Here is a 13,559-nt window from a genome sequence, read left to right as displayed (position 1 = left end):
GCAGTCGATCGCTTGTCACAAGTTAATGCAGCGCAGATCACGTGAAGATCACAGAGGTGAGAAAGTGTCACCTTCCCGTGATCGTCGGAACGTTCGCCACGCCACGTCATTCACCGGTGCCGGAGGGACGTCGGTGACCTGATTCCCGAATCGGCGCGAACCGCACGGGAAGCGTGCGCAATCCGCGCATGATGAGCCCGCCCCGCCAGCGCAAATCGGCTGGATCCACCGCGAGTTGCAGGTCCGGCAGGCGGGTCAGGAGCGTGGCCAGCGCCGTCTGCCCCTCCAGGCGGGCGAGGGGGGCGCCGAGGCAGTAATGGATGCCGTGTCCGTACCCCAGGTGCTGGTTGTCGCGGCGGGAGAGGTCGAGCACGTCAGGGTCGGCGAACCGCTCCGGGTCCCGGTCGGCGGCCGCCAGCACGACGAGCACCGGATCGCCGGGGGCGATGTCCTGCCCGCCGATGCTGAGCGCCTGGGTGGCGAACCGCCAGGTGGCCAGCTCGACCGGGCCGTCGTAGCGCAGGAGTTCCTCGACTCCGGTTTCGATCAGGCCGCGTTCGTGGCGGGCGAGGGAGGCCTGGAGGCGGGCACGCTGCTCGGGGTGGGTGAGCAGTGCGTACGTCCCGTTGCCGATGAGGTTGACCGTGGTCTCGAACCCGGCGAAGAGCAGGATGAAGGCCATGGCGGCCACCTCGTTCTCGGTGAGGTGCTCGCCGTGGTCGGAGGCGCGGATGAGCCCGGAGATGAGGTCCTCGCCCGGGCCGGGTATGTCGGCCAGGGCCTCGCGCTTGCGGTGGATGAGGTCGGCGAGATAGCCGCGCATCTTCTTCACGGACCGGGCGACCCCGCCCCTCGGGCCCCCGCCGTGCCGGATCATCATTCCGGCCCAGTCCCGGAAGGCGTCCTGGTCCTCGCGGGGGACGCCGAGCATGTCGCAGATGGCGTAGATGGGCAGCGGAAAGGCGAACTCGTGGATGAGGTCGGCGGAGCCGCGGTCCGCGAACCCGTCGATGAGCCGGTCGGTCAGCTCCTGCACACGCGGCGCGAACTCGGCGACGCGCCGGGGCGTGAAGGCCTTGGAGACGAGCCGGCGCAGCCGTGTGTGGTCGGGCGGGTCGATGTTGAGAAGGTGTGTCATCAGCTCGGCCTTGCGCTCGCCGGGAATGCCGGTCTTGCCCTTGGCGTGGACGGGCTCGTCGTGATGCGCCGGGTTCTTGCTGAGCCGCTGGTCGGCGAGGGCCTGCTTGGCATCGGCGTACCGGGTGACCAGCCAGGCATCCACACCGCTGGGCAGTTCGGTCCGGTGCACGGGGGCGTGCTCGCGGAGCCAGGCGTAGGCGGGGTAGGGGTCGGCGGCGAACTCCCAGGTGAAGAGTTCGGGGCCGGGTTCGGGGGAAGTGGGCTGGTTGGTCACTCCCCGACGGTATCCACGGATGGCCGGCCCCGGGCGGCGAGGGCGGTCGCCGCCCCGCAGTGGCCACGCCGGGCGGCGCACCGGAGCCGGGCGTGGCCGACCCTGCTAACCCTCAAGCCCTTCGGCAGCTCGCACGGCGTCCCGGTATGCGCGCGCGGCGGCCCGCAGAGCCGCCTCCGGGTCCACGCCCTCGGCCTCGGCTCGTGCCGCCATCGCCAGGAGTTCGTAGCCGATGCCCTCGCCCTGCGGCAGCGGGACGTCGAGGCCCGCCGTGCGGACGCGGGACGACAGCTTGGCCGCCAGGGCGAGGCCCGGCTGGCCCAGGGGGACGCCCTCCGTCACCGAAGTGCGCCGCTTCTCGACCGCCTTCGTGCGCAGCCAGTGCTCCTTGACCTCCTCCGGCGTCGTCGCGGTCTCGTCGCCGAAGACGTGCGGGTGGCGGTGGATCAGCTTGGCGACGATGCCGCCCGCCACGTCGTCGATGGAGAAGGGGGCATCCGGATCCTCCTCGGCGATGCGGGAGTGGAAGACGACCTGGAGCAGGACGTCGCCCAGTTCCTCGCGCAGTTCGTCGCGGTCGCCCGCTTCGATCGCCTCGACCAGCTCGTACGCCTCTTCGATGCCGTACTTGGCCAGGCCCATGTGGGTCTGCTGCGAGGACCAGGGGCACTCGGCGCGGATGCGGTCCATGACCTGGACGAGGTCGAGAAGACGGGCACCAGGAAGGTCGTACGACGCGGGGAGCAGCTCCAGCTCCGGCATCCGCACCCTGCCGGAGCCCGCCAGCCGGGCCAGGCCGTCGGTGAGGTGTGGCTCGCCCTCACCGGTCGCGACGACGACCACCGTGCGGCCGCCAGCGCAGGCGTCGACGAGCTCCTGCGCGGTCGGGGCGGCCTCCTCGACCGCTATGCCCGCCTCACGCAGATAGGGCAGCTGCGGGTGCGCGCCGTCCGCGCACAGGACCCGGTCGGCGTCGCGCAGCACCTGCCAGGCGGGCCAGGACAGCAGCCCGGGCGCGACGCGGTGGCTGGTGGTGAGCAGGACGACACGGCCGACGGCCGCGTCGGAGACGTCGGTCCCGTACTGACCGTCGTCGCGGGGGCTGGTTGCGTTCACCCTTCGAACGTAACGCACGCCACGGACGTCCCCGGAGGTTGTCCACAGGCGGACGGACCACCCCGGCACCGCCTCCGCGTCACGCCGTCTGCTGCGTCGCCGCCGCGGTGACCTCCTTGACCCACGGCGTCTTCGTGTCCACGCGGCTGCTCTTCTGCACGTCCCAGGCGCCGTATCGCGGGTTGAGGTCGACGTGGAGTTCCTTCGACGCGTCCGACATCGCCTTCCAGAACGCCGCCTTGCCGTCGGTCGTGTTCATGTCGGCGCCGAGCGCGGCGGCCAGCTTCTGTGCCTCGACCTCCGTGCGGAGGCTGCCGTCGAGGCGCCGGGGGGCCACCCCGTACTGCTGCAGCCATGCCGACTGCAGCGCCTTCGCTCCACCCGCCTGCTGTTCCAGGCTCGTGCGCATCTGCTCGACGTCCTTGCGGGTGACGCTCACACCCGCGTCCTTGGCGGCGCGGTCAAGCACCCGGTCGAGAACCAGGCTGTGCAGCGTGTCGCGGGTCAGGCTGCTGGTCCGGGCGACCGCCTGCTGGTACTGGGCGTCGTCGGGGGCGGCTGCGCGCTGGGCCGCGCGCACCTCGTTCACCCGGCTCTCCAACTGGGTGACCGTGATCCGCTGCCCTCCGACGACAGCCGCGGCACCCGCATGGGCGGCACCGCCGCACGCGGTGAGTAGGGGAGCCGCGGCCAGGGCGGCGCTGAGGGCGATCGCGGTGCGACGGCGGTGCAAGGTGGCCTCCCGAGGAGATTGTGCGGCGGTGCACAAAGTCTTGCGGTGATCGATGTTAGGCAGTGGCCGAGCTCTGGCCAACCCATTCGACCAACGATTCACCGGGACTTCGGGCACCGTGGGATGGCGGGTGTGCCGCCGCTCCGGCCGGTCAGGACCGCCCGTCCACCGCCCGCTCGACCGCTCCGGCGACGTCGGTGCGCAGCGCGTCGCCGCGTTCGGCCCAGGTCACATCGACACCGGCCTTGTCACCGGCGCCGGCGCCGACGAGGACGACGTCGGCGACGGGCCGGAGCAGCTGACCGCCTTCCTGGGCACGATGCGGGTCCCCCGTCCGCCTCTCGCGTCGCTCGCCCGGGCCCGCCGGTTCAGCCGGTGATGGCGACGGGCGCGTCCCACGCGTCGCGGTCCACGGTGATCGTGTAACCGTTGCGCGTCTCCTTGCTGTTGACGATGTACTGGTGGCCGCGGCTGTGGTTGGTGAACTGGGTGGAGCCCCACGGCCAGTCGGTGGTCGTGGTGTTCTGCTTGTCCCAGAGCGCGTACCAGAGGTTGCCCGGCAGGTCGGTCTTGTCGGTCGCCGTCGCGATGGCCTTGGCGCTGGAACTGGTGAAACCGTAGAAGCCGGAGCGGTAGGTCTTCGCGCGCAGCGCCTTGTCGAAGGCGCGGACATACGTGAGCACGGCGTTGTTGCACGACGTGTTCGTGATGTCGTAGGGCTCCATGTCGAGGTAGATCGGGCTGCCGGCCTTCATCCCCAGCGCCGACGCCTTGGCCACCGCGTCCGCCGCGTCGGTCGCGCCGAGCGAGGCGGCGGTGGAGGCGGTGAGCTTCTCGGGGTTGGAGCTGGTCTGGCAGGGCGGCTGGGCGCCGACGTAGATCGGGATGAGCTTCCAGCCGACCGAGCTGACCGACTTCACCCAGGAAGCGGTGAGGTTGGGCTGGCTGCAGCCGCGGTTCTTGCCGCCGACGTACACGGCGGCCGCTCCGTAGAGACCGCCCTTCCAGGCCTTCATCGCGGAGAGCGACGGCGCCGTGCAGGTGTCGAAGGCGCGACCGGTGTACGTCCTCTGGGCGGGCCAGGTCGTGGCGGCCATCGAGGTCTGCGCGGCGATCCCGGCGCCCGCGACGACGGCCGCACCGGCCACCGACCACGTGATGTACCTGAACTTCTTCGACTGCCGATGGCCGGCCATGCCCACCCCAATTCACGAAAGGCGGCACGCACACGGCGTCCGCCGGAAAAAGCCTGAGCCCCTGAAAGCGGCGCGAGTCCGGCGCGGCGACGTCCGTACGAATGTCCGAAGACAACTGAAACGTACCCGTGCGCGCGGGACTTGGGCGCCCGAAGCGGATCGCACCGTAACCGACGGCGTCCTTGCAGTCGGAAAACGGCGCCTCTTGATCACCACAAGATTCCCTCATGTCACGGCAAAAACTTCCGCCCCGGGCAACGACGCCCTGGTGAAGTCCCCCGTCGCTGACCGGCTTGGCGAACACTTGGGCTATCACATAACTGTGCGTGACCTGTGTGTCGCCCGGCCCGCATAAGGTCCGCTCGGGCCCGGCGACCGACAGACCGGGCCTTCTGCGACTTCTCAACTCCCCAGAAGGACCTCATGCGCACCCCGTCGCGTGCCGTCAAGGCGCTCGCTCTCACCGCACTCCCCCTCGCCCTGGCCCTGACGGCCTGCTCCTCCGGCTCGTCCGACCCCTCCGCCGACACGGCGAAGCCGAAGCAGACGGCGTCCAAGGACCCGAACGCCGGTCTCCCGACGGGTACGCAACTCAAGAAGGCCCTGGCGCCGGCGTCGTACTTCGCCAAGGGCTTCGCCGTGGACCCGAGCGGGGCCCGGGACACCGGCAGCACGTACGTGGAGCCGTCGTCCGCACCCGCGTCGTCGAAGCCGGACTGCGCGAAGCTGGGCGGCACCAGCTGGATCGCCATCACCGGGGTCTCGGGCGTGTCCTTCGCACAGAACGACTACGTCAACAAGAACACCTCCGAGGACATCGCGCAGGAGATCGACACGTTCCGCGGAACGACAGCGGCAACGGTCCTCAAGGACCTGGAGCAGATGGCCTCGGCCTGCGCCACCTTCACCGACTCACAGACGCACACGAAGGTGAAGGTGACCGGACAGGCGACGTCCGGCCTCGGCGACTCGGCGTACACCATCACGCTCACCAACAGCGCCTGGGAGAACGGCACCACCCTGATCGCCGCGCGCGTCGGCACGAACGTCGTGAGCGTGCTGTCGACGGACGGCCACGACAACGGAGCGGCGACGGCGAAGAAGCTGGCCGGGGAGATCGTCACCTCCCTGAAGAAGACGACCTGAGTCCCGCCGCAGCAGAAGACCGCGCGAGTCCCGCCCCCGAAGAAGACGGTCCGAGTCCCGACCCTTTTCGGACCGTCACCGGGGCCACGGCTCCAGCCCCGCGCCCCCGCGCCGACGGCTGAACCGGCCACGGTGCTCCATGCCCGTCCCGGCGGGCCTCACATTCGGCGGGTGCGCCGCAGGATCCGTACGGCGGGCCAGGCCAGCAGGGCGGTGACGCCCCACAGAAAGCCCGCGATGGCGGCCCACTCGCCGGTGCTCGTCTCCGGATCGCCGGCGCCGAACACCGTGAACGCGAGGGCCAGGAAGGCGAACAGGCCGCCGAGGAGGCCGAAGACGACCAGCGCCGCCGTCTGCCGCCCGGTGCGGCGGACGGGGGCCGGCCGCCCGGACGTCCCGGTGCCGGTCCCGCCGTTCCCTTCGGGTGCCGCGACCGCTTCCGGCTTCGGTGGCTGCTGCCGGGGCGGCAGCCACACCACAGCCGTCTGCGGCACGGCCGCGTCGACGGCCGCCATCGTGTGCGCGTCGACCCCGTACAGGCCCGGCTCCGCATCGACGACCATGCCGTCGGTCCCGACGAGCCGCCGGCCGCCGTCGGGCCGGCTCAGCATCGCGGCGCAGGCGCGGTAGAGGACGGTCGCCGCGCTCTCCGTGCCGTCCTTGGCCCGCGCCGTCAGGCTGACGCCCTCCTCCCCCACCACCAGCGCCGAGCCGTCTCCGCGTACCGAGGCGAACCGCCGCCCCGTCACCGCGTACGACGAACTCGTGGGTGCCTCCGTGTAGCCCGCCCAGTCCGCGCTGTGGCCCGCGGGCACCTGCATCAGGGCGGTCCGGGCGGCCTCGAGGGCCACCGTGTGCAGATGCCCCGGTGTCACCGCCCACAGCTCGTACCTCAGTTCGTCGAGGGTGCGCAGCGGCCGCCCGGCGAGCAGGTCCTCCGCCGCGCCGGGCAGCCGTCGTGCGGCCGCGTCGGCTGCGGTCAGCGCCCCGTCGGCCCGCGTGCGCACCGCCTCCAGGTCCGCCGGCCCGATCCGCCCCACCTGCAGCCCGGCAAGGACGTCGACGAAGCCGCCGAGCACCGCGTCCTGCTTGGCGGGCAGGGCGTCCGCGAAGGCGGTCACCAGGGCGAAGCCGTCACGGCGGGAGGCGTAGTCGGTGGCCGCCGTGTAGGAGTAGCCGCCCTCCTGGCGCAGTGCTCGGGAGAGCTCGCGCTCCAGGACGCCCGCGTACAGCCGGGCGGCGGTGGTGTCGGCGACGACCGCATCGAGCAGGACACCGCCCTTGCCGTCGGAGAAGTAGGCGGGGGTGGTGGACAGCGCGGAGGTGACAGCGGGCATGGGGCGACGCGGACCGGCGGGCAGCTTGAGCGTGAGCCCGGCCGGCAGGCGTTCGCCGGCGATCCACAGCACGGCGTTGCCCTGCGTGAACCAGGTCTGCGTCCAGTCCCGTACGTCGTCCGGGCGCAGGTTGCGCACGCCCCACTCCGGGTAGCTGACCAGTCCGTAACCCTGGGCTCCGTAGCGCCACAGCGGGAGTTGGCCGACATCGCGCCGGGACTCCTCGGTGCGCAGGATCTCCTTCTCGGTCTCCAGACGGTCCATGGGCAGGTCGGTGAGGGAGGCGCAGACCCCCTGGAGATAGGCGACGACCTCGTGCTCGGCGCCCTCCACGTGGAAGTGCGTGAAGGCGGCCTTGGTCGCGCCGTTGAAGTGGTAGTCGGCCAGGCCCTGGCGGTGCAGGGCGAGGTGCTCGACGAGGTGGGTGACACCGGCCCGGCCCAGGGTCTCGTCGGCGACGCCGACGCGGAAGACGAGTCCGGCGCGCACGGGCCCCGTGGCATACGCGAAGAGGGTGGGTATGCCGTCGACCTCGGTGGGGTGAATGGCTGCCTGGGGGTTCATCTTCGGCCTCTGTTCGGCGTGTGCATCGGCGTCATCCTCGTGCCAGAGCGGCGTCGCGGTGTTTGACGTAGGCCGCGGTGGCGTCACCGCCCAGGTCGGCCCACGGGTACTCGGATGCGAGATTCCCGAGCGCGCGGAAGCAGGCGGCGGCCCGGGCGGTGTCACCCATGAGGGAGAAGAGCGCGGCGAAATAGCCCTGGACGGAGACCCAGCCGTAGCCACGGTGGAAGTGCGGGTGGAGCGCGGACCGCTCGGCGGCCTCGACGATTTCGGCACGCACGTGGTCCTGGCGCAGATACTCCTCGCGCTCCTTGCCGCGCAGGGCCAGCCAGTGCTCCATGTGCACCTCGGCCACCATCCCGCCGTTCACGGCCCCTTCGGGCGCGCTCAGGGCACAGGTGCGGGCGAAGCCGTGAGCGGCCTCCCAACTGCCGCCCCACTTGGGGCACAGCTGCTGGAGGAGTCCGCCCTGCCCGCTGAAGTGGTGGGGGTGGTGGGCGGCCAGCCGGTCGTACCGTCGCCGCGCCTCGTTCTGCCCGAGCTGCAACCCCATGCACGTGGTGATGCGCCGGGCCCAGGCCGCGTCGAACGACGGGTCGAGCGCGGTGGCCCGGATCAGCAGCTGCTCGGCCTGCCGAAGGTGCCTGTGCAGCCCGGCGAACTGTTCGCGACTCACGTGCTCGGCGCGCGCCGCCGTCCGGATCTCCCAGCCGATGTGCACCTCGCGGGTGCCGAGGACGGTGAGCGCGAGCACGTCGTCGGGCGCGGCGGCGAGGAGGTGGCGCATCCAGTCCTCGACCCCCTTCACCTCGGCCAGCACACCGACGGCGAAGCTGCGGTTCGTCCCCTGCGGCAGCCCGTCGACGTACTGCCGTATCGCCGACCAGTCCCACGCGGCGGCGGCCTGCCGCAGCCAGGCGGCTTCGGGGAAGGCGGAGGCGACCTCGAAGTCGGGGGACGGCGGGGAGGAGGCGGAAGCGGGCGACATGGGGCGGGATCCTAGGCGAGACCTGTGACAACCGGGTCGCCGGGGGACAGCGAACCCGAGAGGGGACAAAGACGACTCATCCTTGACCGACCCCGTCCCATGTGGCCACTTCACGTTCACCGTACAGTCATACAGTCCGCCCGTCTTGATCAGCGCCCCGCTCCAGCGGCGCCGCTCCTCCATCTCTCCGGAGTCCCTTCATGGCCCTCAACGCACGCCGCACCAGGCAACTGGTGGAAACCGCCACCCCTTTGCTGCTGCAGGGCGAGCAGGTGCAGATGACCACCCTGGCGGGCGTCGGCTCTGTCTCCGTCCGCAAGCAGGCGCTCACCGCGGCCGTGGTCGGCGTGCTCAGCGCGGGCACGGTGATGGCCACGGTCACACCCCGCCCGCTGTACATGGTCCTGACCGACCAGCGCCTGCTCTTCTTCGACGGCAACCGCGGCGGCAAGCCCGGCAAGCTCGTCCTCAACCTCCCGCGCCCCTACGTCTCGGCGGGCGGCTCGAAGAAGGCGTTCCTGGGCCTGCAGTACGTCACCCACCTCACACTGGCCGGCCAGGAACAGGGCCTGAAGGTCACGTTCCCGGTCCAGCACCGAGGGGACGGGCCGCGTTTCGTGGCGGGGCTGCCGGTGACGCGCTGAGGAGCGGCGTCTCCGGGTGTGGTTCTCCGTGGGCCTCAGCCGCGGACCTGCCCCAGCCACTGCAGGTTCCGCCGGATGTCCACGGCCAGCGGATGACCGGGGCCGCGCAGGAGTTCGACGTCGTGCAGGAGCCGTACGAGGGTGTCGTGAGCGGCGGCCCGGTCCCCGAGGGCGAGGAGCAGGTGGCCGACGCGGCGGCGAACGTCGTGGGCGAGCTCCGGGTCGCCGGCGACGTACTGGTTCTCGTAGTACGGCAGCAGCGCCCGGTACTCGGCCAGCGCGGCCGCCGGTTCGCCGAGTTGCTCCAGGCACTGCGCGGCCTCGTAGCGGAAGCGCAGGGACTGGGGGTCGGCCTGGCCGGCCTCGGCGGCGCGCTCATCGGCGAGGCGGCGCAGTTCGGGCAGTGCGCGCCGGTACTGGCCGTCGTCCATGAGGGTGGCCGCGTACTGCTTGCGCAGGGTGCGCACGACCGGTGAGCGCTCGCCGTGCTCGGCGGAGGCTGCGGGGAGGATCGCGCCGAGGATGTCGACGGCCTGGGTGATGCGGCCCTCGCCGAGGAGGCGCTTGACCTCGTCGACAGCGCCGGCCACATCGGGCTTCCCGTGCCCCGACGCGGGCTGCGGCTGGGGCGCCGGGGTGCGCGCCCGGTCCGGCCAGGGGGCGTGCGGGCGGAGAAAGGGGCGCGTGGGGTCGAGCGGAGCGCCGGAGGGCATGCCGCGTGCCGGGAGGAGGGGGAGCAGCTGCTCGTACGTCTCCTGCGCGGAGGCCGGGCGGTGCTGCGGGTCCTTGGCGAGCAGGCGCAGGACGAGCACTTCGAGCGCCTCGGGTACCTCGGGGCGCAGTCGGCGCACGGGAACCGGGGGCTCGTAGAGGTGGCGGTGCAGGACGCCGAGCGCGGTGGCGCCGGTGAACGGCACGTTCCCGCTGAGGAGTTCGTACATGAGGACACCGAGCGCGTACAGGTCGGTGTACGGGCCGACCGCGCCGCCCATCGCCTGCTCGGGCGCCATGTAGGCGGGCGTGCCGATGGGGGAACCGGTGTGGGTGAGCCGGGTCGTGTCCGTGTCCATCACCGAGGCCACGCCGAGGTCGAGGACGGTGACCGTGCCGTCCTGCTTGACCATCACGTTGCGCGGCTTGAGGTCGCGGTGGACGATCGGCACGGCGTGCACGGCGGACAGCACGGCGCACAGTTGCGCGGCGACGGCCACCGCCCACTGCCAGGGGTAAGGGTCGTGCTCGGCGAGATGGTCGGCGAGGTCCGCCCCGTCGACGTACTGCATGACGAGGTACAGCTCCTCACCCTCGGTGCCCGCGTCGTGCACCGTCACCAGTCCCGGGTGGTCGACCTGCGCGGTGACGCGGCACTCGCGCAGGAAACGGCGGCGCAGCTCGTCGGCCTCCTGGCCGGCCACCTTGTCGGGGCGCAGCAGTTTGACCGCCACCCGCCGGTCGAGGCGTTGGTCGTACGCCGTCCAGACCTGGCCCATGCCGCCCTGGCCGATGAGCGTCGACAGTTCGTAGCGGCCGGCTACGAGGCGTCCGGTCGCCACGCTCACCTGCCGCCCTCGTGCTTGCGCAGGTAGTCGCTGAGTTCGTCGAGTTCGGCCCGGACCTGCTCGATGCGTGCGGGCGCGGGACGCGGCGGCTGTGGGGGCGGCTGCGCGGGCGTGTACGGGGGCGGCGGGGTCTGCGCGGGCGTGTACGGGGGCGGCGGGGTCTGCGCGGGCCCGGGGGCTGCGTACGGCTGCGGGGGCGGGTAGCCGTAGCCCGGCTGGGGCGGCGGGTAGGGCGCGGGCTGCGGGGCCGGGCCCGCGGTCGGCAGGGCGCGCTGGTGGCGTATGTCGAAGATGACGAAGTACGCACCGCTGACCGCTCCGAGAAGGAGGATGACGGCCAACGCGATGTCGCCCCGCTGGTCACTCTCCGGCACGGTCCCGATGACGACGAGGCCGCCGATGGACAGCGGCAGGCTGATCCAGGCCAGGACCCAGTCCTGCCACTTGCCGCGCAGCACGGCGACCCGGAACAGGGGCAGACAGGCGAGCAGCCCGCAGCTGAGGGAACCGGCGAGGGCGAACAGCACGCGCTGGGTGATGACCATGCCCGAAGTGCGGGTGGGCGGCGCAGCGCCGTGGCCGTGCATGACTGCTCCTGGGACCGGATGAGGACGGACGTACGAGTGTCGAGGTCCGAGCGTATAGCCCGGCTCCGACAGACGGTCCCGGGTTGGGCCGAACCGTTGTGGTACCGCGAGGGAGCGGAGCCCTCAGTCCGGGGTGACCGTCCCGTCCGTCATGCCGTCGAGCAGGCCGCGGACGAGCTGCTCGCCGAGGCGGGCCGCGTGGCGCAGGGCGTCCTCGAAGGCGGCGAGCGCCTGGAACCGCTCGCCGTAGCGGCGCTGCCGGTCGAGCGGGAGCCGGGGCAGTTGGAGGCGACGCACGTCGAGCCGGGTCGCGGTGGAGGCATAGCTGCTGGCCTGGCGGTGGTTGGCGGTGCCGCGCAGGAAACCGGCGAGGAACCAGGGGTCGAGCGCGGCCGGATCGGGGCGCAGGAGCGTGAGGTTGCGACCCAGGGCGGCTCCCGAGGTCGCCGCGTCGATCACGCGCGCGACGGCGCCGCCGCCGACGAGCGGCACGACGACGTCGCCCTCTTCGAGCAGGACCGGTGCCTCTCCGTTCTCAGGCAGGGCGCCGGAGGGCGCGGTACCGGCGACGACGTCGTGGTCGGTGAGCACGCGCGCGTGCGGTCCGTGCCCGCCGGTGCGCATCACGAGGGCGCCGCCGCGGGCCAGTTCGCCGACCGTGGTGAGCGGCCAGCGGGCCGGGGCGGCGTCACCGGCCGCAGGCGGGGTGAGGTCGCTGGTGAGTCGGAGGGTCTCGTCGAGGCGGGCGCGCAGGGCCGTGAGCTCCTCGGCGCCGCCGCCCGCCGCGGGCGGCGGGAGGTGACGTGCGGGGGCCAGGTCGACGTCGTCGTCGAGGAGTTCGATGACGGGCACGGACCGGCTCACGCCCGGCACCTCCGGCGCGGTGCCGCTGCGCGCGAACGGGTGCCAGGCGTCGAGGACGGCGGTGCGCACGGCCTGCCAGTCCGGTCCGCCACGGCCCGCGGCGGCGGGCGCGCCGGCGTCCGTGACCAGCAACTCGGGCTGCGCGGGTGCCTTGTCGGGGCGGCGCAGCACCCACAGGTGCAGCGGGATGTTGTACGGGGGCGCGGCGCCCGCCGGCAGGGCGATCACGGCCCGCAGGGCGCCGCGGCGCAGCAGGTCGGCGCGGATGCGGCGGCCCGAGCGGCGGGAGGCGGCGGCGGGCGGCATCAGCAGGACGGCCGTGCCGCCGTCCCTGAGGCGGGCCAGCGCGTGCTGCACCCAGGCGAGTTCGGATTCCGTACGGGCCGGGAAGCCGTACTCCCAGCGGGGGTCGTAGGCGAGTTCGTCGTGGCCCCAGTTGCGCTCGTTGAACGGCGGGTGGCACAACACCGCGTCGGCCCTGAGGGTGTCGAACGCGTCGGCTCGGAGACTGTCGCCGGCGGCGGTGCGGACGGCGGCCCTCGTGTGCAGCGCGAGACGCAGCGCGGTGAGCGCGGCGAGACCGCGGTCGCCGTCCTGGCCGTACAGCTCCTGGTCGGCCGTGGGCGCGACGGCACGCAGCAGGGCGCCGGTGCCGCAGGCCGGGTCCAGAACGGTGCGGGCGGGCCCGGCGAGGCCGGCCATCAGGGCGGCGAGGCCGGCCGGGGTGAGCGTGTACTGGCGCGGGTTGGCGTCCAGGTGCCGGCCGAGCAGGAACTCGTACGCCCGTGGGGCGCCCAGTTCCGCGGCCAGGTCGGCGGCGCCGCGCAGCAGCGGGGCCGAGGGCAGGAGGTCCGCGGACGCCGGGACGGGCACGGCGGGGCTGTGGAGCACGCCGAAGCGGGGGGTGAGGACCTGCTCGAGGGCGGTCGGCAGCAGTTCGGCCAGGCGCCGGTCGGACCCGGCGCTCGCCTCTTTCCAGACAGTGGGCCGGTCGTGGACGAGTACGAGGACCCGGCCCGCGTGGACGAGGGCCTCGACGGGCCCCCCCGGATGGCCGGCGATTTGCTGCCACACACGCTCCCGCAGGGGCACTTCGGCGAGCTTGCCCTGCCGGCGCAGCCACTCCTCGACCTCGGCGAGCGCGAAGGCGGGGCTGGTCTCGGTGCCGCCGACCGGTTTGGGGAAGTCGGCGTGGCGGCGGCGCCAGTTGCTGACGGCGGCACGGCCGACCCCCGCGAGCCGGGCGATCCCGGCGGCGGTCACCTCTGTCGCGTGGTCCTGCACCCGCCCGGCTCCCCTCTGCGGCGCACTCGCTGTGTGGCGTCGATCATAGCGACCTGCGCAAGATCGACCACTTCACGGCGTGTACTTGGCTCTACGCGTGAACCATGTTGACTCGGTTCACAGCCAA

General features: G+C 72.5%; 12 protein-coding genes. 3 read left to right on the top strand and 9 right to left on the bottom strand.

Going from position 1 to position 13,559, the window contains the following annotated elements; genetic code table 11:
* Positions 1-106 precede the first annotated feature (106 nt).
* From ACZ3TS_RS13930 to ACZ3TS_RS13920, 3 genes are all read right to left on the bottom strand, one after another.
* Complete coding sequence (locus ACZ3TS_RS13930) at positions 107-1,414, bottom strand: cytochrome P450 family protein (RefSeq protein ID WP_467617188.1); 1,308 nt, start codon at positions 1,412-1,414, stop codon at positions 107-109.
* 105 nt (positions 1,415-1,519) lie between these two features.
* Complete coding sequence (locus ACZ3TS_RS13925) at positions 1,520-2,530, bottom strand: nucleoside triphosphate pyrophosphohydrolase (RefSeq protein WP_467617185.1); 1,011 nt, start codon at positions 2,528-2,530, stop codon at positions 1,520-1,522.
* A 79-nt stretch (positions 2,531-2,609) separates the two neighbouring features.
* Complete coding sequence (locus ACZ3TS_RS13920) at positions 2,610-3,263, bottom strand: SurA N-terminal domain-containing protein (protein ID WP_467617184.1); 654 nt, start codon at positions 3,261-3,263, stop codon at positions 2,610-2,612.
* A gap of 118 nt (positions 3,264-3,381) precedes the next feature.
* On the opposite strand from ACZ3TS_RS13920, the gene ACZ3TS_RS13915 reads away from it, so the two are divergent.
* Positions 3,382-3,642, top strand: coding sequence for a hypothetical protein (locus tag ACZ3TS_RS13915; protein ID WP_467617182.1), 261 nt, complete (start codon positions 3,382-3,384; stop codon positions 3,640-3,642).
* On the opposite strand, the gene ACZ3TS_RS13910 is transcribed toward ACZ3TS_RS13915, so the two are convergent.
* On the bottom strand, positions 3,632-4,459 hold the full coding sequence (locus tag ACZ3TS_RS13910) for a glycoside hydrolase domain-containing protein (protein ID WP_467617179.1): 828 nt from the start codon (positions 4,457-4,459) through the stop codon (positions 3,632-3,634). The genes ACZ3TS_RS13915 and ACZ3TS_RS13910 overlap by 11 nt on opposite strands.
* A gap of 423 nt (positions 4,460-4,882) precedes the next feature.
* Here ACZ3TS_RS13910 and ACZ3TS_RS13905 point away from each other — a divergent pair, with 423 nt between their 5' ends.
* On the top strand, positions 4,883-5,605 hold the full coding sequence (locus tag ACZ3TS_RS13905; RefSeq protein WP_467617177.1) for a hypothetical protein: 723 nt from the start codon (positions 4,883-4,885) through the stop codon (positions 5,603-5,605).
* A 158-nt stretch (positions 5,606-5,763) separates the two neighbouring features.
* On the opposite strand, the gene ACZ3TS_RS13900 is transcribed toward ACZ3TS_RS13905, so the two are convergent.
* Positions 5,764-7,506, bottom strand: a complete 1,743-nt coding sequence (locus ACZ3TS_RS13900; RefSeq protein ID WP_467617175.1) for a peptidase M16 family protein — start codon at positions 7,504-7,506, stop codon at positions 5,764-5,766.
* Positions 7,507-7,537: 31 nt separating this feature from the next.
* A complete protein-coding gene (locus ACZ3TS_RS13895) occupies positions 7,538-8,494 on the bottom strand; it encodes a hypothetical protein (protein ID WP_467617174.1) in 957 nt (318 codons plus the stop codon).
* A 200-nt stretch (positions 8,495-8,694) separates the two neighbouring features.
* On the opposite strand from ACZ3TS_RS13895, the gene ACZ3TS_RS13890 reads away from it, so the two are divergent.
* The gene (locus ACZ3TS_RS13890; protein WP_467617171.1) at positions 8,695-9,138 is read left to right on the top strand and encodes a hypothetical protein; all 444 of its coding nucleotides are present in this window, start codon (positions 8,695-8,697) and stop codon (positions 9,136-9,138) included.
* A 35-nt stretch (positions 9,139-9,173) separates the two neighbouring features.
* Here the strand turns inward: ACZ3TS_RS13890 and ACZ3TS_RS13885 are convergent, their stop codons facing one another.
* From ACZ3TS_RS13885 to ACZ3TS_RS13875, 3 genes are all read right to left on the bottom strand, one after another.
* Positions 9,174-10,655, bottom strand: coding sequence for a protein kinase domain-containing protein (locus ACZ3TS_RS13885; RefSeq protein ID WP_467617302.1), 1,482 nt, complete (start codon positions 10,653-10,655; stop codon positions 9,174-9,176).
* 38 nt (positions 10,656-10,693) lie between these two features.
* Positions 10,694-11,284 carry a hypothetical protein gene (locus tag ACZ3TS_RS13880; RefSeq protein WP_467617169.1) on the bottom strand — a complete coding sequence of 197 codons (591 nt, stop codon included), beginning with the start codon at positions 11,282-11,284 and terminating at the stop codon, positions 10,694-10,696.
* Between the two features lie 123 nt (positions 11,285-11,407).
* Positions 11,408-13,432 carry an N-6 DNA methylase gene (locus tag ACZ3TS_RS13875; RefSeq protein WP_467617167.1) on the bottom strand — a complete coding sequence of 675 codons (2,025 nt, stop codon included), beginning with the start codon at positions 13,430-13,432 and terminating at the stop codon, positions 11,408-11,410.
* Positions 13,433-13,559 lie beyond the last annotated feature (127 nt).

It is taken from the genome of Streptomyces sp. NPDC022910, assembly GCF_055561075.1.
The sequence above is the reverse complement of the archived record's forward strand: the minus strand, read 5'-3'. Positions and strand labels throughout refer to the sequence as shown.